The 23,343-nt window shown below is 62.9% G+C and carries 18 protein-coding genes and 2 pseudogenes; 6 read left to right on the forward strand and 14 right to left on the reverse strand.

What is annotated here, in order from left to right:
* Positions 1-13: 13 nt before the first annotated feature.
* The 6 genes from D3877_RS06075 to D3877_RS06100 all read right to left on the reverse strand — a co-directional run bounded on the left by D3877_RS06075 (position 14) and on the right by D3877_RS06100 (position 8,916).
* The gene (locus D3877_RS06075; protein WP_119829805.1) at positions 14-4,519 is read right to left on the reverse strand and encodes a CHASE domain-containing hybrid sensor histidine kinase/response regulator; all 4,506 of its coding nucleotides are present in this window, start codon (positions 4,517-4,519) and stop codon (positions 14-16) included.
* A 606-nt stretch (positions 4,520-5,125) separates the two neighbouring features.
* The gene (gene era, locus D3877_RS06080) at positions 5,126-6,031 is read right to left on the reverse strand and encodes a GTPase Era (protein WP_119830816.1); all 906 of its coding nucleotides are present in this window, start codon (positions 6,029-6,031) and stop codon (positions 5,126-5,128) included.
* A 145-nt stretch (positions 6,032-6,176) separates the two neighbouring features.
* The gene (rnc, locus tag D3877_RS06085) at positions 6,177-6,920 is read right to left on the reverse strand and encodes a ribonuclease III (protein WP_119830817.1); all 744 of its coding nucleotides are present in this window, start codon (positions 6,918-6,920) and stop codon (positions 6,177-6,179) included.
* A 15-nt stretch (positions 6,921-6,935) separates the two neighbouring features.
* A complete protein-coding gene (lepB, locus tag D3877_RS06090) occupies positions 6,936-7,703 on the reverse strand; it encodes a signal peptidase I (protein WP_119829806.1) in 768 nt (255 codons plus the stop codon).
* Positions 7,700-8,185, reverse strand: coding sequence for a holo-ACP synthase (gene acpS / locus D3877_RS06095; protein ID WP_119829807.1), 486 nt, complete (start codon positions 8,183-8,185; stop codon positions 7,700-7,702). The genes lepB and acpS overlap by 4 nt, the downstream gene beginning before the upstream one ends.
* The gene (locus tag D3877_RS06100) at positions 8,182-8,916 is read right to left on the reverse strand and encodes a pyridoxine 5'-phosphate synthase (protein ID WP_119829808.1); all 735 of its coding nucleotides are present in this window, start codon (positions 8,914-8,916) and stop codon (positions 8,182-8,184) included. The genes acpS and D3877_RS06100 overlap by 4 nt, the downstream gene beginning before the upstream one ends.
* 253 nt (positions 8,917-9,169) lie before the next feature.
* On the opposite strand from D3877_RS06100, the gene D3877_RS29305 reads away from it, so the two are divergent.
* The gene (locus D3877_RS29305; RefSeq protein WP_147395089.1) at positions 9,170-9,643 is read left to right on the forward strand and encodes a hypothetical protein; all 474 of its coding nucleotides are present in this window, start codon (positions 9,170-9,172) and stop codon (positions 9,641-9,643) included.
* A 343-nt stretch (positions 9,644-9,986) separates the two neighbouring features.
* Here the strand turns inward: D3877_RS29305 and D3877_RS06105 are convergent, their stop codons facing one another.
* Both D3877_RS06105 and rpoZ read right to left on the reverse strand, forming a co-directional pair.
* Positions 9,987-12,161 (reverse strand): RelA/SpoT family protein, encoded by a 2,175-nt coding sequence (locus D3877_RS06105; protein ID WP_119829809.1) that lies wholly within the window; start codon positions 12,159-12,161, stop codon positions 9,987-9,989.
* Between the two features lie 100 nt (positions 12,162-12,261).
* Positions 12,262-12,681 carry a DNA-directed RNA polymerase subunit omega gene (gene rpoZ / locus D3877_RS06110; protein ID WP_119829810.1) on the reverse strand — a complete coding sequence of 140 codons (420 nt, stop codon included), beginning with the start codon at positions 12,679-12,681 and terminating at the stop codon, positions 12,262-12,264.
* A gap of 271 nt (positions 12,682-12,952) precedes the next feature.
* On the opposite strand from rpoZ, the gene D3877_RS06115 reads away from it, so the two are divergent.
* Positions 12,953-13,564 carry a LabA-like NYN domain-containing protein gene (locus D3877_RS06115; RefSeq protein WP_119830818.1) on the forward strand — a complete coding sequence of 204 codons (612 nt, stop codon included), beginning with the start codon at positions 12,953-12,955 and terminating at the stop codon, positions 13,562-13,564.
* Between the two features lie 83 nt (positions 13,565-13,647).
* On the opposite strand, the gene pdxA is transcribed toward D3877_RS06115, so the two are convergent.
* The 3 genes from pdxA to lptG form a co-directional block, all read right to left on the reverse strand.
* The gene (gene pdxA / locus D3877_RS06120; RefSeq protein WP_119829811.1) at positions 13,648-14,667 is read right to left on the reverse strand and encodes a 4-hydroxythreonine-4-phosphate dehydrogenase PdxA; all 1,020 of its coding nucleotides are present in this window, start codon (positions 14,665-14,667) and stop codon (positions 13,648-13,650) included.
* On the reverse strand, positions 14,667-16,130 hold the full coding sequence (locus D3877_RS06125; RefSeq protein WP_119829812.1) for a peptidylprolyl isomerase: 1,464 nt from the start codon (positions 16,128-16,130) through the stop codon (positions 14,667-14,669). The genes pdxA and D3877_RS06125 overlap by 1 nt, the downstream gene beginning before the upstream one ends.
* Positions 16,131-16,233: 103 nt before the next feature.
* Positions 16,234-17,451: an LPS export ABC transporter permease LptG gene (gene lptG / locus D3877_RS06130; RefSeq protein ID WP_238474751.1), complete on the reverse strand. Its 1,218-nt coding sequence runs from the start codon at positions 17,449-17,451 to the stop codon at positions 16,234-16,236.
* A 103-nt stretch (positions 17,452-17,554) separates the two neighbouring features.
* Here lptG and D3877_RS06135 point away from each other — a divergent pair, with 103 nt between their 5' ends.
* The 3 genes from D3877_RS06135 (at position 17,555) to D3877_RS06145 (ending at position 20,608) form a co-directional block, all read left to right on the forward strand.
* Positions 17,555-18,142: a GNAT family N-acetyltransferase gene (locus D3877_RS06135; RefSeq protein WP_119829814.1), complete on the forward strand. Its 588-nt coding sequence runs from the start codon at positions 17,555-17,557 to the stop codon at positions 18,140-18,142.
* A 36-nt stretch (positions 18,143-18,178) separates the two neighbouring features.
* Positions 18,179-19,765: a glutamine-hydrolyzing GMP synthase gene (gene guaA, locus D3877_RS06140; RefSeq protein WP_119829815.1), complete on the forward strand. Its 1,587-nt coding sequence runs from the start codon at positions 18,179-18,181 to the stop codon at positions 19,763-19,765.
* Positions 19,766-20,113: 348 nt separating this feature from the next.
* Positions 20,114-20,608 (forward strand): Arm DNA-binding domain-containing protein, encoded by a 495-nt coding sequence (locus D3877_RS06145; RefSeq protein WP_238474752.1) that lies wholly within the window; start codon positions 20,114-20,116, stop codon positions 20,606-20,608.
* Between the two features lie 117 nt (positions 20,609-20,725).
* On the opposite strand, the gene D3877_RS30965 is transcribed toward D3877_RS06145, so the two are convergent.
* Together D3877_RS30965 and D3877_RS30970 are read right to left on the reverse strand one after the other, a co-directional pair.
* Positions 20,726-20,986 (reverse strand): ATP-binding protein, encoded by a 261-nt coding sequence (locus D3877_RS30965; protein WP_476561131.1) that lies wholly within the window; start codon positions 20,984-20,986, stop codon positions 20,726-20,728.
* 75 nt (positions 20,987-21,061) lie between these two features.
* Positions 21,062-21,271 (reverse strand): annotated as a pseudogene (locus tag D3877_RS30970) (helix-turn-helix domain-containing protein); the annotation flags it as partial.
* Positions 21,272-21,434: 163 nt separating this feature from the next.
* On the opposite strand from D3877_RS30970, the pseudogene D3877_RS06155 reads away from it, so the two are divergent.
* Positions 21,435-22,590: pseudogene (locus tag D3877_RS06155) on the forward strand (ISAs1 family transposase).
* On the opposite strand, the gene D3877_RS06160 reads toward D3877_RS06155, so the two are convergent.
* Positions 22,565-23,152 carry a transposase gene (locus tag D3877_RS06160; RefSeq protein ID WP_119829816.1) on the reverse strand — a complete coding sequence of 196 codons (588 nt, stop codon included), beginning with the start codon at positions 23,150-23,152 and terminating at the stop codon, positions 22,565-22,567. The pseudogene D3877_RS06155 and the gene D3877_RS06160 sit on opposite strands and share 26 nt — an antisense overlap.
* Positions 23,153-23,343 lie beyond the last annotated feature (191 nt).

Below are 23,343 nucleotides of genomic sequence, written 5' to 3' on the forward strand. Positions count from 1 at the left end.
GGAGGCGCCTGGATCAATGGCCGACGCGGCGCAGACCACCCGATTGCGCCGCGCCGCCTTCGCTTGTCAGCGCGCTCAACAATCTCTGCGCGGCGTCGGCGAAGTTCAAACCATCGATCTCGTCGCAAAGCTCCGCAAAGGACGGCTTTCCCAAGGATCCCGCCAGGGATGGGCGCATTCGCTCGAACAGGGTCATCGCGTTCATGCTCCGCGCGTTCAGGGTCTCGATCAACTCCATAACCTCGGCAATCACCAAGGGGGGTGCGTCCGCCGCGTCCGGCTCTTCAACAACGACGGACAAGCCGCTTCGCTGAACAGACTGGTCAAGCGCGGAAAGCGCCGCGTCCAACCGCTCCAGCAAAGGCGGGATTTCCGCCGATGGCCCATGGCGAACGGCGTTCTCGGCCCTGTGCGCGCGCTCCATGACGTCAACGGCGGCGATGTTGCCCGCCGCCCCGCGAAGGGTGTGCAGCGTGCGCGCGGCTCCGTCTGGATTTTCCGCCGCAAGATCGCGGCGGATTTGTGGGACGGCGTCGGTGAACTCGCGAACAAAACGGATCAGCAACGACGTGAACAAGGTCCGGTCTCCGCCCAAACGCCGAGAGACTTGGCCCATGTCGATTCCCGGCACGTCGACGTCCAACAGCTCGCCACGGTCGGGCGGGGGGACGAACAATTTTGACGCCGCCCCTTTCGACAGGGGGACCTGACGGCGGATGGACCGCACCATCTGATCGACATCAAAGGGTTTGGCGATGAAATCATTCATGCCGACCTGCTCCGCGCGAAGACGTTCGGACGCAAGCGCGCCCGCCGTCAAGGCGATGATCGGCAGATTGGCAAGCCCCAGATCCTGGCGGATGCTCCGGGTCGCCTCATAGCCGCCCATCACCGGCATGTGCACGTCCATCAGCACAGCGTCGAACGCCGCGTCGTCGGCGATCAATCGGTCCAGCGCCTCCTGGCCGTTGGCGGCGACCGTCACCGCCGCTCCGTTCAGCTCCAGGATGCGCCTTGCCACCTCCTGGTTCACGACATTGTCCTCCACCACCAACAGCCGCAGGCCATCCAACCCAGCGCCGTCGCCCCCACCACAGGGTCCATCCAATCGGGGCAGGTCGTCCGGCGTCGGCTGGGGCACGCTGGACACGCCCAGGGGAACGGTGAACCAGAAACGGCTGCCACGGCCAAGTTGGCTCTCGACGCCGATCTGCCCGCCCATCAGCTCAACCAACCGCTTGGAGATGCTCAACCCCAGACCGGAGCCGCCGAAATGCCGGGTGATGGAGTTGTCCGCCTGACTGAAGGCGTCGAACAGGGTTGGCAAGATGGTCTCGGCAATGCCGATTCCGGTGTCCTGAACGGTGAAACGCAGCATGACCGCCCGACCCTCGACGTCAACCCGCTCCACCCGAAGGGTGACGGCGCCCTTGGTCGTGAACTTGATGGCGTTGCCGGTCAGATTGATGAGCACCTGCTGCAAACGCAGGGCGTCGCCGATCAGCGCGTCCGGCAGGTCGGACGCCGCGTCGATCACCAATTCCAAATCCTTGGCGCTGGCGTTGGCCGACATGATGACGGAGATGGCGTCCAGCAAATCAGAAAGCCGAAAATCCGCTGTTTCCAGTTCCAAACGTCCCGCTTCGATCTTCGAGAAATCAAGGACGTCGTTGATGATGGCCAGCAAACCGCGCCCCGCGACCTGGATCTTGCGCACCAGATCGCTCTGTTCCGACGACAGGGCCGTCCGTTCCAGCAGATATGAGAGGCCAAGCACGGCGTTCATCGGCGTTCGGATCTCGTGGCTCATGTTGGCCAGGAATTGCCCCTTCGCCAGACTGGCCTCTTCCGCCCCCTGTTTGGCCAACCGCAACTGACGTTCAAACGCCTGACGCTTCCCGATGTCTTGAACGACGCCCAGATAGCCGATGATGCCGCCATCGCCATGCCGGATGGCGGTGACGATGAGAGAAACCGGAAATTCGGAGCCGTCCTTGCGGACATAGGTCCACTCGCGGCTTTCGGCTCCGTCGATCTCCGCCTTGTGGACAAAGACGCGGAAGCCGTCGATGGCGACGCCAAACTCGGTCTGCAAGTCCTGGGCGCGTGCGACGACCTCGTCCATCCGGTGAAGCACGGCTGGTGTCTGGACGCCCACCATCTCGCCCGCGCTGTAACCGAGCATGCGTTCGGCGCCCCTGTTGAAAATGGTGATCGTCCCTTGCGGATCGGTGGCGATGATCGCGATTTCCGACGCCGCATCAAGGACGCCGCTGAGCAACCGATTGCTGCGGTTGCGCTCCTCCTCGGCAAGCTTGCGGGCGGTGATGTCGATCCGCAGGGCGACATAACGCTCGATGCGCCCGTCATCGCCCCGAAAGGGCGCGAACACGCTGTCCATCCACAGCGGGCGGCCATCCTTGGCGTGGTTGCAGATCTCGCCGCGCCAGGTGCGGCCCGCCATGATGGTCGACCACATCTCCCGCCAAAACTCCGGCGGATGGACCCTCGAACTGATCGTCCTGTGGGTCCGCCCAACCAACTCCTCCGCGCTATACCCCATGGTCCGGCAGAGATTGTCGTTGATCTCAAGAATCCGGCCTGCGGTGTCCGTGACCGAACACAGCAACTGTTCATTGATCGTCCGCAGCAGCACCTCGTTTTCCCGCAAGGCGGCGGCGAGTTTCAGGCGATGCTCGACGATGTCCGACACGTCATGAACCAGGACGAAAAAGCCTTGCACCGCGCCATCCGCCTGATCGGGCAGAAAATGCACGAGGGAGTGGCGCACCCCGGAACCGTCTGGTTTGGGAACAGTCCGCTCGAACGTCTGCGATTCGCCGCGCAAAGCCGCTTCCGTATGGGGACGATTGCTCTCGAACAGCGCGTCGCCCAAAAGCTCTCTCATCGATCGTCCCGGCAGGGCCGTCGTCTCGATCCCGAACCGACGGGAATAGGCCCGGTTGGCGAAGCGGCAGGTCAAGTTCCGGTCCCAATAGCCGATCATCGATGGAACCGCGTCCAGAACGGTTCGGAGGGTATGACGCGCCGCATCCAATTCAGCCGTCCGTTCCACCACCTGCCGTTCCAAATCGACGTTGAATTGCGCAAGGCGGCGCTCTGCCGCCTTGCGCTCTCCGATGTCGCGCATCAGCTTGGCCACGCCGACGACGCGCCCACGCTCGTCCTGAATGGCGCTGACCGTGACAGACACCTCGACCACGCTTCCGTCACGATGCAGGCGCAAGGTGTCAAACGAGGTCACGTCCGACGCGCCGCTGTTGACACGTTGCAGCAGCGTCAGGTCCTCGTCCCAACGATCCTGGGGCAACAGAAGCGGGGCCAGCGGTTGCCCGACAACCTCGTCCTGTTGATAGCCAAACAGACGCTCCGCCGCCCGGTTCCAGCTTATGACGGTTCCGTCCATCCCCTCGCCGACGATGGCGTCGCCGGAATTTTCAACGATGGCGCCCAAACGGCGCCACGCCAGATCGGTCATGCGTTTGCGGGCGCGGTTCAGCCCCAACGCCGCCGCCAGCCCAGCCGCCAGCAAACTGGCGCCGCCGCCGATGAGCAGAACCAGAGACGGCGTCGCCGGATTCAGGGAAGGACCGAAGGCCGGGCGGGCGGCGACGTCGATCCGCCACCGACGACCGAACACGTCGCGCTCAAGGGCCTGCGTGGCCAAGGGCCGACGATCCGGCGTGTCCTTGACGGACGAAAAGATAACGTCGGCGACGCCCGCATCGGTGATGTCGCTCAATTGAAGATCAAACAGCGCGCCGTCGATGTGAAGCGTGCTGAGCACCTCCAACATGCTCAGTGGCGCGTACGTCCAGCCGACCGCCTCAGCCCGCCGGGCCTCCACCGTCGTCGGCGCGCCCGTTCCTCGATAAACGGGCATCAGGATCAAAAACGACTGCTGCGGCCCGCCCACAGCTTGAACCAGAGTGATCGGGCCGGTCAGCCGGGTTTCTCCGCTGTCCATCGCCGCAACGGCGGCCTTGCGCCGGTTTGTTTCGGACGCGATGTCAAGCCCGACCGCCGGACGGTTGCGCTCGACCGGCTCAATGTAACGGATGACGTAGCGCTCCCCATCATGCGGCGCAAATTGCCGGATGGCGAAATCGGGCCAATCATCCTGTCGCGCCGTTTCAAGAAAGGCGGCCTCGCCCTCCTGGGTCACGCGCTCGATAAAGCCGAAACCGCGCGCCCCGGGAAACTCGGAATCGACGTCGCGCGTCAGGCTGTAACGATGAAACCGCTTCCGACTCAGCCCTACGTCGCTGACCGCGACCACCGCGCCGCGCGCGCCGCGCAGCCCGTACTGGTACAGTGTCACCCGATCCACGATGTCGGAGGCCATCCTTTCGGCGGCGGTGGACAGCGCGTCACGGACGCGCTGATCGTTGAGCCGCTCAATCTCCCAGGCCGCGCCGCCCGTGAGGGCCAGCCCGACCATCAGCGTGATGAGAAACCAGAGGAACGACACCCGACCGGGCTGAAGGCTGGTCAACATTGTCCTCTCCGCCAGGCGGCGACATCCCCGCGATCCAACGTCACCCGCGACCTGCGTCGCCGGTCAACCAATCTCCGGCCCGTCGGCAAAGGGTTGGCTCCCCAAGTTGGACCTTCTCATGGTCCCCCATGGCTGAATCGTCAGCGCGAACGTCAACCAGACCGGATGATGCGGCTGCTGTGACATGGCGACGCCCTCCGCTCGCGACCAACCCACAACACACGCGGGCATCCTCTCCAACCTTTGGAAAGGCGAGGGCTGTCCAGCAAGAATTCAGCCAAAGCGGATTTTCAGGAAAACGCTGTGTTTCAAAGCAGTTCCGCAACGCAGGCTCACGCCGAGGCTCGTTTGCGTCGCAAGAAAACTCTCATATTGAAAATGCGTTTTGCAAAATGGGAGGAGAATCGAATTTTATTGATAAAATTCCATCAACAGCGGCCTCTTCGGCATGTTCGTTGCCGCGCGGCGCCGTCGCCACCTCAAGTTTGCCCGAAGACGCATGACCTTGAATGTGTCTGGGAGCGCCCGAAACGCGCGTCGTCGGGCGACCGTCACAGACACGCCGCAGCGCGTCGGGGGGCGCTCTCAGCCCCCCGAAAACACCCGTTACGACGCCCCGAAATCCAGCCCCCAGGCCGAATAGCGTTCGGGATCGTCCACCCAACCTTCACGCACCTTGACGAACAGGATCAGGTGCACCCGGCGTTCCAGCATCTTCTGCAATTCGCTGCGGGCCGCCTGCCCCAGCGACTTGATGCGCTGACCGCCCTTGCCCAGCACGATGGCCTTCTGGCTTTCACGCTGCACGAAGATGACCTGCGAGATCTTCACCGATCCGTCGTCAAACTCCTCCCACACCTCGGTTTCGACCGTGGCGGAATAGGGAAGCTCCTGGTGAAGCTGAAGGAACAGCTTTTCCCGCGTGATCTCCGCCGCCAGCAGACGCATCGGCATGTCGGAGATTTGATCCTCCGGGAAATGCCACGGACCATCCGGCAGGCCAGCGGACAGAAACGCCTTCAAATGGGCGACGCCGTCCTCGGTCGAGGCCGAAATCATGAAGGTGTCGGTGAAAACGCCCGATTTCTGGAACTCATCGGCGATGCCCAGCAGGACGTCGCGCTTGACCAGATCAATCTTGTTCAGGATCAAGATCGCCTTGCGGCCTTGATCCTTCAGGCGGGCGACGATGCCCAGCGTGTCGTCGTCCACGCCCCGGCGCGAGACGTCATAGAGCACGCCGATCACGTCGGCGTCCTCCGCCCCCTGCCACGCCGCCGCGACCATGGCGCGGTCCAACCGGCGCTTGGGCTTGAAGATGCCCGGCGTGTCGACGAAAATCAGTTGGCTGTCGCCGACGATGGTGATGCCCAGAACGCGGGTGCGGGTGGTCTGCACCTTCGGGCTGACGATCGACACCTTGCTGCCGATCATCGCGTTCAGCAGCGTGGATTTCCCAGCGTTGGGCGCGCCGACCAGCGCGACGAAACCGCAACGCGGATGTTCCGGCATGGCGCCCAGCGGCGGCAGCGCGATCGGCACGCCCGGACGGGCGTCCTCCTCGTCGTCGTCACCCTCTTCGCCGTCCTCGCCTTCGCCCTCGAACGCGTCGTCCTCGAACTCATCATCGAAATCATTGTCGATGTCGTCGCGACCGTCAGTCATCGACCTGCACTCCCACCTGGCTCAGCAACGCGCTGGCCGCCTTCTTTTCCGCGACACGCTTGGAGGAGCCGGATCCGGTGACGGTCTCCATCCCCTCGACGTGGACCGCAACGACGAACACCGGCTCATGCGCCAGGCCGCTTTGTTCAATCAATTCATAGTGCGGCAACGGCTTGCCGCGCCCCTGCGCCCATTCCTGCAACGCCGTCTTGGAATCGAGCGGCGGCGGAGTCGGCTTTTCAATCTGTTCGGCCAGCGACTCGCGCACGAAGCGCGTCACGACGTCCAGCCCGGCGTCGAGATAGAGCGCGCCGATCACCGCCTCGCACGCGTCGCCCAGGATGGTCCGGTTGTTCCGGCCACCACTGTGCACCTCAGCGGGGGACATGCGCAAGTAGCCGCCCAACCCGATGCGGTCGGCGACCCGGCCCAGCGATTCCCGGCGGACCAGCGCGGCGTGCCGCTTGGCCAGCGCCCCTTCCCGCTCGTCCGGGTAGCGTTCCAGCAGCCATTCCGCGACGATCAGGCCGACCACGCGGTCGCCCAAAAACTCCAGCCGTTCATAGGCGATGCCCGGCCCCTTGCCCGGACGGCGCCCGGCGCGCAAGGTCCGTTCCAACCCCATCAGGCTGGGGTGGGTCACGGCGTCCTGCAACAGACTGAAATCATTGAACTCATGCCCCAGCGAACGGGCCAGCGCCGCAACGTCCAAAGCGCCGTTGTGCTCGTCCACCATGTTCGAATCGCTCAATTACCGGACTCCGCTGAACAGGCGGCTGAAGCGCAGATCGACCGGCCAGCGCCAGACCTCGAAGAAGCGGGTGCCTTCGTCGAGCGAGAAGAACAGGAATTCGGCGCGGCCCACCAGATTTTCCACCGGCACGTAACCGACCTGCCCCGGCACCCGGCTGTCCAGCGAGTTGTCGCGGTTGTCGCCCATCATGAACAGATGGCCGTCCGGCACCTTGAAGACCGGGGTGTTGTCGAGCGGGCCGTTGTCCGATTCCTCGATGATGCGGTGAACCCGGCCATTCGGCAGAGTCTCAAGGAATTGGGCCGTCCGGACAGTCCGCCCCAATGCGTCCTGCGAGACGTAATCTTCAATCCGCTCTCGCTTTACCGACTTTCCATTGATGTGCAGAACGCCGCCGATCATCTGGATGGTCTCGCCGGGCAACCCGATGACGCGCTTGATGTAATCGGTCTTGTTGTCGCGCGGCAGCTTGAACACCGCCACGTCGCCGCGCTCCGGCAGGCCGCCCAGCACGCGCCCCTCGAACAGCGGCATGCCGAAGGCCACGGTGTGCTTGCTGTAGCCGTAGGAGAATTTCGAGACGAACAGATAGTCGCCGACCAGCAAGGTCGGGATCATCGACCCCGACGGGATGTTGAACGGCTCGAAGGCGAAGGTGCGGACGCCGAAGGCGATCAGCACGGCGAAGACCACCGTTTTCACCGTTTCGACGAGGCCGGAGTCCTTGGGCTTGGCGTCGGACGCCGTCTGCTTCTGGAAGGTCATGCTGGGGTCGCCGTTTCGGTGGGTGCGGAGGGGGGCAGGCTTTCGGCGCTGATGATGACGAAGGCTTCGGCCATCGGGTATTCGTCGGTCAGCGTGACGTGGATGCGGGGGCGCATGCCGGGCGGGGTCATCGACTCCAACCGGGCCAGAGCGCCGCCGGTCAAGCGCATCGTCGGCTGGCCGGAGGGCAGATTGACCACCCCCAGGTCGCGCCAGAACACGCCGTCGCGAAAGCCGGTGCCAAGCGCCTTGGAGCAGGCTTCCTTCGCGGCGAAACGCTTGGCGTAGCTCGACGCCCGCGCGCTGTGGCGCCCGGCGGAACTGGCGCGGCGTTCGGATTTCGCCTGCTCGATGTCGGTGAACACCCGGTCGATGAAACGCGCGCCGAAACGCTCCAACGATTTTTCAATGCGCCGAATGTCGATCAGATCGTTCCCGATGCCCAAAATCACACCGGACAGGGAGGCGCCAAACGCCGTCATGGGCACGCCGCGTCCATCGCCGCGCGCATGCGGCGGATCGCGTCGGCCAACCCGCCGAAAATCGCCTCGCCCACCAGGAAATGCCCGATGTTCAGCTCAACAATGGTCCCAATGGCGGCGACCGACCCGACCGTCTCGTAGGTCAGCCCATGCCCGGCGTGGCATTCCAGCCCGATCTCTTCGGCGTGCGCGGCGGCGCGGACGATGCGCGACAGCTCGCGCGCGCGCTCCGTCGGATCCTCGGCGTCGCAATAGGCCCCCGTGTGGAGTTCGACCACTGGCGCGCCCAGCGCCTTGGCGGCGTCGAGTTGCGCCGGTTCGGGGTCGATGAACAAGGACACGCGAATCCCGGCGTCGTTCAAGGCGCCAATCGGACGGGTCAAGAAGTCGAACGCGCCAACCGCGTTCAGCCCACCCTCGGTCGTCACTTCGGTGCGTTTTTCCGGGACCAGACAGGCGGCGTGCGGCGTGTGGCGCAGGGCGATGGCGAGCATCTCGTCGGTCGCCGCCATTTCAAAATTCAGCGGACGGTCGATCTCGGCCATCAAGCGTTCAATGTCGCGGTCAATGATGTGGCGCCGGTCTTCGCGCAGATGGGCGGTGATGCCGTCGGCCCCGGCCTGGATGGCGAGCAACGCCGCGCGCACGGGATCGGGATGCGCCCCGCCGCGCGCGTTGCGGACGGTGGCCACATGGTCGATGTTCACGCCAAGGCGCAGAAAACGAGACATCACGGGACTCCAAAGGCTCGCCCGACCGCGCGAAAACGGCGGCGATTCCGTCTATATAGCGATGACGGAGCGTCGCGTCACCCTTCGCGTAAGCGTCACAAATTAATTGAACATTGAACGGAAAAAACGCATTATGACGCGAGAGTATCGAGGCGATGGCGCAAAAAGGGGATACGCTTGATATGATACAATCATAAGGAATAATTTTAAAACTCCAACATTAGATTGGCTTGCGAAATAGGATTTAATGCGCATGGCGAGATTTGCTCAAATCATAATTTTTATTATCGGTCTAGCTATTTGGGGAAATTACATAGGTAATAACTCCAATGGTCCATTTGTACCACCGCCAATGCTTCCTGGAAGCGGCGTCGTTGTCGATTTATTTAAAAGATTTATTGAACTCCTTGCGATTAGCTCAAAAATTCGCGAAGCAAATGCTGCGGAAAAAAGCGTTACGTTTCCAGCAAATACAATTGTACCATTCGACAGCAAGTTTTATCCAGAATCATTTATAAACAAATACAAAATATCAACAAGCTACGATGTTGAGTTTTTTGACAGAAAAGCTGTCGAAAACATAGAGTTATGCACGATAAAAGCGAACAGGATATCAAGTTCAAACATAAATTCCATGAGAGACTATAGATACTCATGCTTAAAAAATGTAGGCTACGACGAAAATGATCTTTCTTATGTCGGAGGAAAACATGGATCGCCAAAGTAATACTTATGAGAATTCGCATAAAATTGGAAGACTTTTAAAGACGCTCATCATCTTTCTACCCCTAGGATTAGCGTCTTGCTCCGGCAACTCAAAATATCCCCAATACCCTCAATACACGCCGCCACAAGTAAGTGGATACTCTCGAGGGCTTGAGTGCCAAAACTGCTTAAGCAAATACACAATCGATTCGAATGAGTGCGCTGATTTCGTAAAGGAAATCAGAAGCATCATGACGAGAGACAAAGAGCAAGCTTACTGCATGCGAAAAAGAAACTGGCCCGACTCTGGGACAGTCTGCCAAAAGACCTGTGGATAACCAAACCTAGAAACGCGCGCGTGCTTCTCACCGCCCGCGCGCGCGTTCCACCGAATGAATCGCCGGAGTCGCCCGCAGGGCCGCCATAATGTTGGTCAGATGCTTGGCGTCCTTGACGTCGATGTCGATCAGCAGATCGAAATAATCGGCGGTGCGGTTGGTGATCTTCTGGTGAATCACGTTGCCCTGATTCTTGCCGATCACGGTGAACAGCGTGCCGAGCGCGCCTTGCTCGTTGCTGATGGACACCATCAGGCGCCCGACATGCTCCTCGGGCGAATCCGGGCCGGTTTCCCACGACACGTCGATCCAGCGTTCCGGTGATTCGTGGAAGCTTTCCAACGTTTCGCAATCGATGGTGTGGATCGTCACGCCCTTGCCGGTGGTGACGATGCCGACGATGCGGTCGCCGGGCAGCGGGTGGCAGCAACGGGCGTAATGCACCGCCATGCCGGGAATCAGCCCCCGGATCGGCATCGGCGGTTGTTTGCCGCTGGGCTTCGGCTTGAGCTTGACGACGTTTGTGGTCTTGTCGTCCAACTCGCGCAACGTCGCCGGGGCGGTTTGCGCCTTGTGGCCGGGGAAAACCGCGTGGAAGACCTCGCGCACCGAATGCAGGCCGGATCCGACTCCGGCCATCAGATCCTCCGCCGTCGGCTGCTGGAAGATCTTGATGACGTTGTCGAGCGCCTTTTCGCTGAACTCGTAGCCTTCCGCCTTGAACTGCCGCATCAGCATGCCGCGCCCAAGCTCGATGTACTGGGACCGCTGCTGGGTGCGCAGGAATTTGCGAATGCGGGCGCGGGCCTTGCCGGTGACGACGAAACGCTCCCAACCGGGAACCGGCGTCTGCGCCTTCGAGGTGACGATGTCGACCTGATCGCCGTTTTGCAGGACGCTGCGCAGCGGCAGCATCCGCCCGTTGATCTTGGCCCCGACGCAATGATCGCCAACCTGGGAATGGACGGCGTAGGCGAAATCGACCGGAGTCGCCCCGCGCGGCAAGGCGATCAAATCGCCCTTCGGCGTGAAGCAGAAGACCTGCTCCTGGAACAGTTCGAGCTTGGTGTGTTCCAGGAACTCTTCGGGTTTTTGCGCATGCTCCAGGATCTCCAGCAGCTCGCGCAGCCAGCGATATTCGCCGCCGGTGGTGCTCGGCTGGTGATCCTGCTTGTAGGCCCAATGGGCGGCGACGCCCAATTCGGCGATCTCGTGCATGTCGCGGGTGCGGATCTGCACCTCGATCCGGTTGCGGCCCGGCCCGATCACCCCGGTGTGCAGGCTGCGGTAGCCGTTGGGCTTCGGCGTCGAGATGTAATCCTTGAAGCGGCCCGGCATCAGCGGGTAATGGGCGTGGACGATGCCCAGCGCCTGATAGCATTCCTGCAAGGTTCCGACGGTGATGCGGAACGCCATGATGTCGGAAAGCTGCTCGAAGCTGACATTCTTGCGTTGCAGCTTGCGCCAGATCGAGTAGGCGGATTTCTCGCGCCCCGTCACCGTCGCCGTGGGAATGCCCTCGCCAACCAGCCGTTCTTGCAACTCGGTGATGATGGTCTGGACGCGGCTTTGCCCCTCGTCCCGCAGACGGGCGAGCTGGGCGAGAATGCTGTCGCGGGCGTCGGGGTTGAGTTCGGCGAAAGCCAGATCGTCCAACTCATCCTTGATCTTGTGCATGCCGATGCGTTCGGCCAAGGGCGAGTAGATTTCGATGGTTTCGCGCGCGATGCGTTTGCGCTTTTCCGGCTTTTTCAGGTGGAACAGCGTGCGCATGTTGTGCAGCCGGTCGGCCAGCTTGACCAGCAGCACGCGGATGTCTTCCGACATCGCCAGCACCAGCTTGCGGAAATTCTCCGCCTGCTTGGCCTGTTCGCTGTGCAATTCCAGGCGGGACAGCTTGGTGACGCCATCGACCAGCCGGGCGATTTCCTTGCCGAAGACCCGTTCGATGTCTTCCAGCGTGGCGACCGTGTCCTCGACCGTGTCGTGAAGAAGCGCGGTGGCGATGGTGCCCGCGTCCAGCTTCATTTGGGTCAGGATGCCCGCGACTTCCAACGGGTGCAGAAAGTAAGGATCGCCGGAGGCGCGAGTCTGCGACCCGTGCGCCTTCATTGAATAGACATAGGCGCGGTTGAGAAGATCCTCGTCCGCCGAGGGATCATACGCCTTGACGCGCTCAACAAGTTCATACTGCCGGATCATGACGCCCGACCCGGCGCGTGTGGCGCCTCGGTGTGGAGTGAACCGAAGGGGGGCAGACCGCCCCCCGCCCTAACGCAAGCCCAATCGTCGTTGGTCAGGATCAGAGATCTCCGTCGCCATCCTCGGCCAGGGACAAACCGGCGTCCGGCTCGGCGTCGAGGTCGGCCGCGCCGTCCTCCTCCTCGCCATCCGTCTCGCTCATGCCGTCTTCGTCGCCCATGTTGGCGCCGCGCGCGGCCCAGTCATTTTCACCGGCCATCAACTCGACGATTTCCTCTTCCGGCTCGTCGGGTTCGACATGCTTCTGGTGGCCCTTGATGAGCGCGTTCTTGAGATACTCAAGCGACACCGTTTCATCGGCGATCTCGCGCAGCGCCACGACCGGATTCTTGTCGTTGTCGCGCTCAATCGACAGAGGGGCGCCGGACGCCACCTCACGGGCGCGTTGAGCGGCCATCATGACCAGCTCAAAACGGTTGGAAACCTTCAGGACGCAATCTTCAACGGTAACGCGGGCCATGCCAAACGAACTCCGGCTCTAAAGGAGGTTCTTGACTATATTGATGCGATCCGGGTGACGCAAGCGCGATCCGAAATTATCCAAAAAACGCGCCGGTCTTTGCCGCTGACTGCCGTATCAGGGTCTCTGCCCCTTGTTTGGCGGCCCCACATACACTAATTTGGAAGTCGGAATACCGAAATTGTCGATATCCGTATCATATACTCGATGCTATCCCGAAAGGATTAAGACATTGGATCGTAGCACGACTTTGCCGCGCGACGTCAGCAAGTTGTTTTATAAAGAGGAGCGTCTCGCTCTTTTCATTGATGGAGCCAATCTGTACGCCGCCGCACGCTCTTTGGGATTCGATATTGACTACAAGAGGTTGCGTGACGGCTTCGCCGGAGAAGGGCGCTTGATGCGCGCTTTCTACTACACGGCGTTGGTGGAAGATCAGGAATACTCGCCGATTCGCCCCTTGGTTGATTGGTTGGACTACAACGGCTACACCATGGTCACGAAGCCGACCAAGGAGTTCACCGACGCGTCCGGTCGCCGAAAGATCAAGGGAAACATGGACATCGAGCTGGCCATCGACGTCATGGAGATGGCCGAACACCTCGATCACATCCTGCTGTTCTCCGGCGATGGCGATTTCCGCCGTCTGGTCGAAGCGGTTCAGCGCAAGGGCGTGCGCGTCAGCGTCATCAGCACCGTGCGCTCGCAGCCGCCCATGGTCGCCGACGAGTTGCGCCGCCAAGCCGACAACTTCATTGAGTTGCAGGATTTGGCCCCCTTCATCGCCCGCGCGCACCATCACCGCGAAACACCCGCCAACTATCACGAGTCTCAAAGCCCGCAGAGCGGCCCGACCCTGTACGACCCGGACGAACGCGGCTAAAAATACGGCGGCGGAGACGTTCAACGCCTCCGCCGCCCTTTTCCTTTGAGATGTTTCTGCGGCTCGCTGTCAGCCCAGCCGAGTCAGCCCAGCCGACGACGATTGCGCGCCATGGCGTCAGCGGTTTTCAGCGCCGCCAACAGGCTGACCGCGCTGGCTTTGCCCGTGCCCGCAATGTCCAGGGCCGTGCCGTGATCGGGCGAGGTCCGCACAAAGGGCAGCCCCAGCGTGATGTTGACGCCGCTGTCGAAATCAATGGTCTTCAACGGAATCAGCGCCTGATCGTGATACATGCACAGCGCGGCGTCGAAGCCCGACCGCGCCGCCGCGTGGAACAGCGTGTCGGACGGGCGCGGCCCGAACGCCGCGATCCCCTCCGCCCGCAGCGCCTCGATGGCGGGGGTGATGATCTCGATCTCCTCCCGCCCCATCGCCCCGCCCTCGCCCGCGTGCGGATTAAGCCCGGCCACCGCCAGACGCGGTTGAGCGATGCCGAAATCACGGGTCAACGCCGCCGCCGCAACCCGCCCGGCGTGGACAATGGCGGCGGTTGACAGTTGATTGACCGCGTCGCGCAACGAAACATGGATGGTGACGGGAATCACCCGCAGGTCCGCCGAGGCCAGCATCATGATCGGCTCGTCCGTCAGACCGGCGAGATGGGCCAGATATTCGGTGTGGCCGGGATGGCGGAATCCAGCGGCGTAGAGCGCGGATTTCTGAATGGGGTTGGTGACGATGGCGGCCGCCTCCCCCGCCTGAACCAGCGCCACCGCCCGGTCGATGCTGGCGATCACCGCCGCCCCATTGGCCGGATCGGGGCGCCCGGCAACCACCGGAGTCGGCAGTTCCAGCGCAAGCACCGGCAAGGCGTCGTCAAAGCAGCCGACCGCGTCCGCCGCTGACGACAGCGCGCGCAGCGGAACGTCCAGCCCCAACCGCGCGGCCAAGGCCGACAGCCGATCCGGTGAATCGATCAGAAAAAAGGGTGGAACCCCGGATGCCCGGCGTTCCACCCAAATTTTCAACGCGATGTCCCCGCCGACCCCCGCCGGCTCGCCCATGGTGACGGCCAGCGGCAGACGATTCGACGGGACCGTCATCAGTTCCGCGCCTCGCCGCGCATCTCGACAAAGGCCGAGCGACGCAGATCGCGCAGGTAGCGGCGGGCCAGAAGATCGGCGCGTTCGCCAACCAGCTCCCGCTCGATCTCGTCCCGACTCGGCATCTTGACCTCCTTGGACGAAGGCGGCGGCGGCGGCGGGGGAGCCGCCACCGGCTTGGGCTGAGCCTCCGCTGGCGGCTGGATCATCGGAACGTCACGTTTGCAGACGATCAGAATCACGGCGGCGGCTTGGCTCATCAAAACCGGGCTGGGTTGCCCCAGCGGAATGCCGACGGCCAATTGTTGCAGTCCTTGCGGCAGATCCCTGACCTTCAAGGTTCCCATGTCGCCCGATTCCGGAACGCCGCCCGCCTTGGCCTTGGCCTCGAAATCGCCGCAGCTCTTGATGGATTTGCGCAGGGCCTCGGCCTGATCCTTGACTCCCTTCGCCGCCTCCTTGGATTCGATGGGAATCACGATCTGCTTCATGTTGACCGTGGCCTTGGCGATGTCCGGGCGCGGCTGCGGGCGCGGAGCCTGCGGCGGCGGCGGCGCGGGCATCTCTTCGCCGCCACTGCTGCCGAAGGCCCGTTGGCCACGCACCAACAGGATGTGATAGCCGGTCGCCGTGCGAATCGGCGCGGAAAGCTGTCCCGTCCGCATGCCCGTCAGCGCCTTGTCCACCTCAGCCGACGATTCGCCGGTGCGGACCCACCCCAGATCGCCGCCGGACGCCGCCCCGGCGGATTGCGAAAATTGCCGGGCCAACGCCGGGAAATTGCCGCCGCGCCGAACCTCATCGACCAGACGATCGGCGGTGCGGCGCACCTCGTCCTCCTGGTCCGGGCTGTCCACAGCCAGGAAGATTTCCGCCACCAGATATTCCGGCTTGCCGATGTTGGCCTTGATCCGCGCCGTCGCCGCGTCGATCTCGTCGTCGCTGATGGTGATTTCCTGACGGATGCGGCGCTGCATCACACGTTGCCACGCCAGCAGGGCGCGCACCTGCTCGACGAGCGCCGATTGCGGAATTCCACGGCTTTTCAGCAACCCGTCAAGTTGGGAGCGCCCCATCCGGTTCTGGTCCGCGATGCGCTTGATCGCGTCGTCGATCTCCGACTGAGGGATGGTGACGCCGTTCCTCTTGGCCTCTTGAAGCTGCAAGCGCTCATCAATGAGCTGGCGCACGACCTGTGGAGCCAGACGCTGCCTGATCTCCTGGCTTTCCTGACTGCCCGAGTTGAGCAAAGCCAGACGAATGCGGGCGTTGACGTCGGACATGGAAATCGCGTCTTCGTTCACGACGGCGGCGATTCGTTCGCTGCCCCCCGCTGCGGGACCGCTCTGGGCCTTGCCAGCAGGACTCGCGCCCTTCGACGTCTGCGCCGTGGCGGGAAGGGCCAAGGCGACACAGGCGGTCGCCACCGCGAAGGCCGACCGGACGGAACGCAAACTCGGCATGGTGCTCCAGCTCCCAAAACAGGTTGCCCGTTCATACGGCGGGCTTAGGTGTCGTGTAAACGGAATCCTACAGCCGTCCGGCGCGGCGAACGGCCCGGCATCATCAGCCATCCTCAAGATGCAACAGCAGCGCCGTGCCAAGCAGCAGACTGATTCCCGCCGGACTCCAGGCCGCCATCAGAACCGGGATGGTTTCCGACATGCCAAAGGTGCGGATGACGTCGGTCATGACGAACAGCACAAACCCCGTCAGAACACCGCCCGTCACCATCGTCATGGTGCCGCCGCGACGCGGCATCCGCAGCGAAAAGACGGCGGCGAACAAGACCATGGCCAGAAACAGGAAGGGTTGCGACAGCAGGGATTGGTAATGCAGGCGATGGCGCACCGCCGGAAATCCGGTGGTTTCCAGCGTGTGGATGAAGCGCGGCAAATCCCAAAAGGAAATGGTTTCCGGCGGCGCGAAGCTTTCCTCGATCGTCGCCATGTCCAGTTCGGTCGGAATGGTGTAGGTCGCGTGTTTCTCTGGATCCTTTTTGGGACGGCTCAACACGGCGTCCTGCAACACCCACTTGCGATCTTTCAAATTTGCGTTCAATGAATCCAGGCGACCCAAATAAGTTTGATCGGAGTCAAAAAAGAAAACAATCACGTTTGTCAGATCGAACGTAATCGGGTTGACCAAATCCGCATGAATGAAAAATTGCTCGCCGTCATTGTTCTGACGCAACCACAGCCCATTGCGCGATATGTTCAGTGAACTTGATTTCATCTTCAGATAGCGATCTTGAAGTTGATCGTATTTGGCGATGAACACGGCGCCAACCGGGTTGATGATCGTCACCTTGACCACACCAATGGCCGCCGCCGCGATCAACACCGGCATCAGAAACTGCCAAGCCGACACCCCGACGGCCCGCGCCACCACCAGCTCGGCGCTGCGGGTCAGCCGCCAGAAGGTGAACATTCCGGCGAAAAGAATGACGAACGGAAAGATTTGCTGCCCAATCTCCGGCAGCTTCAGAAACGCCATCTGCACGACCAGGCCAAAGGTGACGTGCGGCTTGGTTCCGGCGCGCCGCAACAGCTCGACAACGTCGAGCAGCAGCACGATGGACAGCAGAATCACCATCAGCAGGCAAAACCAGATGACGAACTGGCGGCCGATGTAACGGGACAGCGTGGGCGAGGAGTACATGAAAATCCGGCCTCCGGGGCCACCCGGCGCACAGGGCCAGGCAGAACACGAACAGACAGGACGGGCTGGTTGGCCCGCAACGGTCCGTCTGCGCTGTGTACCCGTGTTGCGCCGCCAAAACAACCTTGGTCGATGTCCCACCAGCCCAAGCCTCTTTTCCGGCTGGACTTCCCCGGCCCATGGTTCAGACTGACCAACACCGAAGACACGGTTCGGAGGACGGTCGATGACGGAAACGACGGTCGCGGTCCGGGAGGCTCACGCCACCGACGCGGCGGGCATCGCCCGCGTTCATGTCCAAAGCTGGCGCTCCACCTACCCCGGCCTGATCCCCGATTCCTTTCTGGTCGGCCTGTCGGAACCGGCGGCGGCGGCCCGCTGGCGGGCGTTGGCCGAAGCGCGCGGCCCGGGCCATGGCGCGATGGTCGCCGTGGACGCCACCGGCCATCTCACCCCAGACCGGACGCCGGGAACCATCGTCGGCATCGCCTCCTTCGGCGCGTGGCGGACGGCGATGGAGGATTACGCGGGCGAGTTCCACGCGCTCTATCTGTTGGACGAGGCCAAGGGGCTGGGCATCGGGCGGCGGTTGATGGCGGCGATGGCCGAACGGATGCTGGCCGCCAACGTCGGCTCCGCCGCCGTCTGGTGCCTGAGCGACAACCCGTCGCGCTGGTTCTACGAACGGTTGGGCGGCGTCCGCATCGCCGAGCGGCCAATCCGCTTCGCCGGGGCGTCTTTGCTGGAGGTCGCCTATGGCTGGCGCGACCTTGCCCCGCTTGCGCGCTTGTCCGCAGGGCCGGAGTTGCGGTAGACACAGGCCTTGAGTCCCCCGCATCAGGATTCGTCGATGTCGACCGCCGCAGCTTCTCTTTCCAACGCCCCGCTTTCCAACGAGCGCGTTCTTATTCTCGATTTCGGATCGCAAGTGACCCAGTTGATCGCGCGCCGCGTGCGTGAGACTGGCGTCTATTGCGAGATCCACCCCTTCAGCATGAGCGCGGAGAACATCCACGCCTATGGCCCGAAGGCGGTGATCCTGTCCGGCAGCCCGGCCTCCGTCACCGAGGAGAACGGGCCGCGCGCTCCTCAAGCTGTGTTTGACCTTGGCGTGCCGGTGCTCGGCATTTGCTATGGCCAGCAGACGATGTGCCAGCAGTTGGGCGGCAACGTCTCCGGCTCCGACCATCGCGAGTTTGGGCGCGCCTTCATCGAGATCACCGAAAACTGCGCCCTGTTCGATGGGCTGTGGGCCGTCGGCGCGCGCGAGCAGGTGTGGATGAGCCATGGCGACCGCGTCACCGCGATCCCGCCCGGCTTCCGCGTGGTCGCGGTCAGCGACGGCGCGCCCTACGCCGTCATCGCCGACGACGACCGCCGCCTCTACGGCGTGCAGTTCCACCCGGAGGTCGTCCACACCCCGCACGGCGCGCAGCTTCTGGCGAATTTCGTCCATGGCGTCGCCGGGCTGAAGGGCGATTGGACGATGGCCGCCTTCAAACAGCAGGCCATCGCCAAGATCCGCGCCCAGGTCGGCGACGGCAAGGTGATCTGCGGCCTGTCGGGCGGCGTCGATTCGTCGGTCGCGGCGGTTCTGATTCACGAGGCCATCGGCGCTCAGTTGACCTGCATTTTCGTCGACACCGGCCTGATGCGGGCGGGTGAGGCCGACGAGGTCGTGACCCTGTTCCGCGACCATTACAACATCCCGCTGATCCACCGGAACGCGTCCGAGATGTTCCTGGGCAAGCTGGCGGGCGTCACCGACCCGGAGCAAAAGCGCAAGATCATCGGCGGCCTGTTCATCGACGTGTTCGACGAGGAAAGCCACAAGATCGGCGGGGCGCAGTTCCTGGCCCAGGGCACCCTGTACCCCGACGTGATCGAAAGCGTGTCCTTCACCGGCGGCCCGTCCGTCACCATCAAGTCGCACCACAATGTCGGCGGCCTGCCCGACCGCATGAAGCTGAAGCTGGTCGAGCCGCTGCGCGAGCTGTTCAAGGATGAGGTCAGGGCGCTGGGCCGCGAGCTTGGCCTGCCGCAATCCTTCATCGGCCGCCACCCCTTCCCCGGCCCCGGTCTGGCGATCCGCATCCCCGGCGAGATCACCCCGGAAAAGCTGGAGATCCTGCGCAAGGCCGACACGGTCTATCTGGAGGAAATCCGCAACGCCGGTCTGTACGACGCGATCTGGCAAGCCTTCGCCGTGTTGCTGCCGGTGCGCACAGTCGGCGTGATGGGCGATGGCCGCACCTACGACCATGTGCTGGCGCTGCGCGCGGTGACGTCCACCGACGGCATGACCGCCGATTGGTATCATTTCCCGCACGAGTTCCTGGCCCGCGTGTCCAACCGCATCGTCAACGAGGTGCGCGGCGTCAACCGGGTGGTCTACGACATCACGTCCAAGCCGCCGGGGACGATTGAGTGGGAATGATTCACGCCGGTCCGAGGGTATCTGAAACCACGCCAAAATACACCGTAACCAACTGATAAAGAAAAAAATTTCTGCCATCACCTATCGGTGATTATCGGTGGGCTGCGATCACGTCTGACGGCCCTTGCCCATATTGACGATCGCAAGAATCAAAAGCACCGTCAGGAGCAACACGGCTCCTGACGGTGCTTTTTTTGGCGTAAACTTCTGATTGTGCGCCGCTTTTCCCGATGAGATCCCCCAAAAACCGCCTGACGGCACTTTTTGAGAGGTGACACGGGATGCTGACCGATGCGGCGATCAAGGCACTGAAAACCAAAGAGAAGATCCGACAGGGACGGCATGTATGTGCGCGTGGACCCGTCGGGCACGGTGTCGTTCAGGCTCGACTACCGGCTGAACGGCCGACGCGAAACGGTCTATCTCGGCAAGTATGGTCGGGACGGGATCTCGCTCGCTCGGTCTCGCGAGCTCTGCCTTGACGCGCGGCGGGCGGTCAACGACGGCCGCTCACCCGCCATCGAAAAGCAGAGGGAGAAGCGCCGCCTCAAAGAGGCCAAAAGCTTCGGCGAGTTCGGGGAGAAGTGGCTCACCAGCGCGCCGATGGCCGACAGCACCCGGGCCATGCGCCGCTCCATTTTCGAGCGCGAACTTCTGCCTGTGTGGCGGAACCAACTGCTGACCGAGATCGTCGAACGCGGAGCCCCGGCAACGGCGATCCATGTGCGCGATATTCTGAAGCAGATCTACGGCTTCGCGATCCTCCACGGCGAGAAGGTGGACAATCGGCTTGAGATAGGGACCCTGGATCGGCGTGGAAAAGGGACCCCGCTGAGCTGGTGAGGACTTGTCGCCCAGGTCGTCCATGGAGGAGGGGACCCGCGCGTGCCGCGCAGTGCCCTCATCTGCGACGGAGCGGCACGCGCGGGGAGGCGCTGTGGGCGACCTGGGTGACCCAGGTCAGGCTCGGTTCTTGAAGCGCCAGCTTTCGTTGCCGGTCTCGAGGATCTCGCCGTGGTGGGTGAGCCGGTCAAGCAGGGCGGTGGTCATCTTGGCGTCGCCGAAGACCGACGGCCATTCACCGAACGCCAGGTTGGTGGTGACAATCACGGAGCTGCGCTCGTAAAGTCGGCTGATCAGATGGAACAGCAGCTGACCGCCGGACTGGGCGAATGGCAGGTAAGCGAGTTCGTCGAGGACGATGAAATCCATCCGCAACACCTCCTCGGCGACGGCAACCGCCCATTCGCCCTTGGCCGGAGTGCGCCCCGGCGGCGGTGAGGCCCGCAAGCCATCGACGCCGTCCTTGCTGAACCAGACCCGCCACCGTCGGACGCTGTCCGCGCCCACCCCGAAAACCAGGCTCAGCCGCTCGCTGGTCCAACCGTCCAATGACAACAGGATCGCTCGCGCTCGATCCGCTTCGCCGCGCCGATCCGACCGTGCCAGAACCCGCAGCCCCACAATCTGCTCCGCAGTCACTACCACCTGAGGCCCTGCCACCATGCCAGTATCTCAGCCGATGATGAGTTCTGACGCTGTCTATCATGCGTGGCATGGCCATGGGGATCCTGCTAGATGGAGCTTCAGGGCGCGGAACTCCGGTTAATGCGGTTTACGGCTTGCGTTTGGCGTGATTCTCTGAGTCTTCCCAGCCCGGAGCCGCCCGATGCCGTTTGGAGAGAGAACCCGCCTACGTGCGTTGCTTGAGCATTTTTCGGAGATCGAAGACCCTCGCGAAGCGTGGAAGGTGGCGCATCCATTGCCGGAGGTGTTGTTGCTGGTGGTGTGCGGCACGATCGCCAATTGCGACGACTACGAGCACATCGCGGCCTGGGGCGACGGGCATCTTGGGTTCCTGCGCGAGATTCTGCCCTATCACCACGGCGTTCCCGGCGGTCGTTGGAGTTGCCCTGCTGATGAACCGGATCGATCCCGGCCTGTTTTCGGCCTGCTTCACCGCCTGGGTGCGGGAGACGTGGCCGGATCGACCGGATTTCGTCGCCATCGACGGCAAGACCTCCCGCCGCAGCCATGATCGCAGCGACGGCAAGCCACCGCTTCATCTGGTTTCGGCCTTCGCCACCACCGCCCGTCTGGTTCTGGGGCAAGAGGCGGTTTCCGACAAATCCGACGAAACCAGCGCCATTCCGCTGCTTCTGCAACGCCTTGCCGCCGATGGCGGCATAAAAGGACCGACCGTCTCGATCGACGCCATCGCCTGCAACGCCACCATCGCCACCGCCATCAAGGAGGCGGGGGCCGACTATCTGCTGGCGGTGAAAGCCAACCAACCGACCCTGCGGACCGAAATCGAGGCCTATTTCACCTCCGCCCCAGCCGGGATCGTCGATACCGTCACAGAGTGGGACAAAGGGCACGGCCGCATCGAGGGGCGCGCCGTGACCGTCAGCCACGAGGCCGATTGGCTCGATGGCGACCGCCGCTTTCCCGGTGAACTCCGTCTCCCCGGCGTGGCGACGATCATTGAAGTGCGCTCGAAAACCGAACTCAAGGACCGATGCCGCGCCGACACCCGCTACTACATCTCTTCCGCCAACCTCACCGCTGAAGCCGCAGCCACAGCCGTCCGAGGCCATTGGGGCATCGAAAACCGCCTGCATTGGGTTCTCGACGTCGTCTTCCGCGAGGACCAAGCCCGCCTGCGCACCGGACATGGAGCCAAAAACATGGCCGTCGTCAGGCACTTCGCCATCAACCTCGTCCGCACCGTCGCCGACAAAAAATCTCTCAAACTCAGGCGCAAGGCCGCAGGATGGGACGTCCGATACATGAAGATCATCCTCGGCCTACCTCCCCGTTAACCTGGATTCGTTGCCCTGCATGGAGCTTGCGCCAGGTCTGCAGGCCGCGCACGCTGTGTTTGTCGCGGTGCCACTCGCCAGCGCCAAACACCTTGAGCCCGGTGCTGTCGATCACCAACGTGACCGGCCCGTTCTGCAGGGCCGTGGCCAACACCGGGGTTCGATGCGCCGCCCGCCGGCTGATCGTGGTGTGATCGGGAACCGGTAGGTCCACGCCCAGGATTGCCCGCAACGAGCTGAGCAGCCCTTCGGTCTGGCGCAGCGGTTGACGGAAGACGAGACGGACCATGACGACCGTTTCAATCGCAGTATCCGAAGAGCGCGCCTGACCGCCCGGAGGCGTGCGCGGCGCCGCCCGCCAGGCGGCGATAGCCGCGTCGCTGACCCACAACGTCAGACTACCACGCCTCTCACGCAAGCAAAGCTTGCGCTGACGGCGCCAAGCGAAGAAAGGCTTCACCGAGAGCCGCCGCAGGCTGGCCTCATACGCCGCCCAGTTCGTCACCTGGAACCGCATCTTCGGGATGTGGCGCCGCCGGTCGGCGTTGTGTTTGTTCGGCATACCGGGGGATGACCAATTCAAGGGATGATGCGGAGACGTCCTTCTACAGGACAGCTCCAGACCAGCAAACCCGCTCCTCGCCGCCTCCGTGCACCAACGCCAATGGGCGCGCGTGCCGGAGGCCTGGATGGAAAACCGTCACCGCGTCTGAGAACACCCCCTGGACGAAAAGCGTAGCCCTGATGCACAAT

Source organism: Azospirillum cavernae, from assembly GCF_003590795.1.
Lineage (GTDB): Bacteria > Pseudomonadota > Alphaproteobacteria > Azospirillales > Azospirillaceae > Azospirillum > Azospirillum cavernae.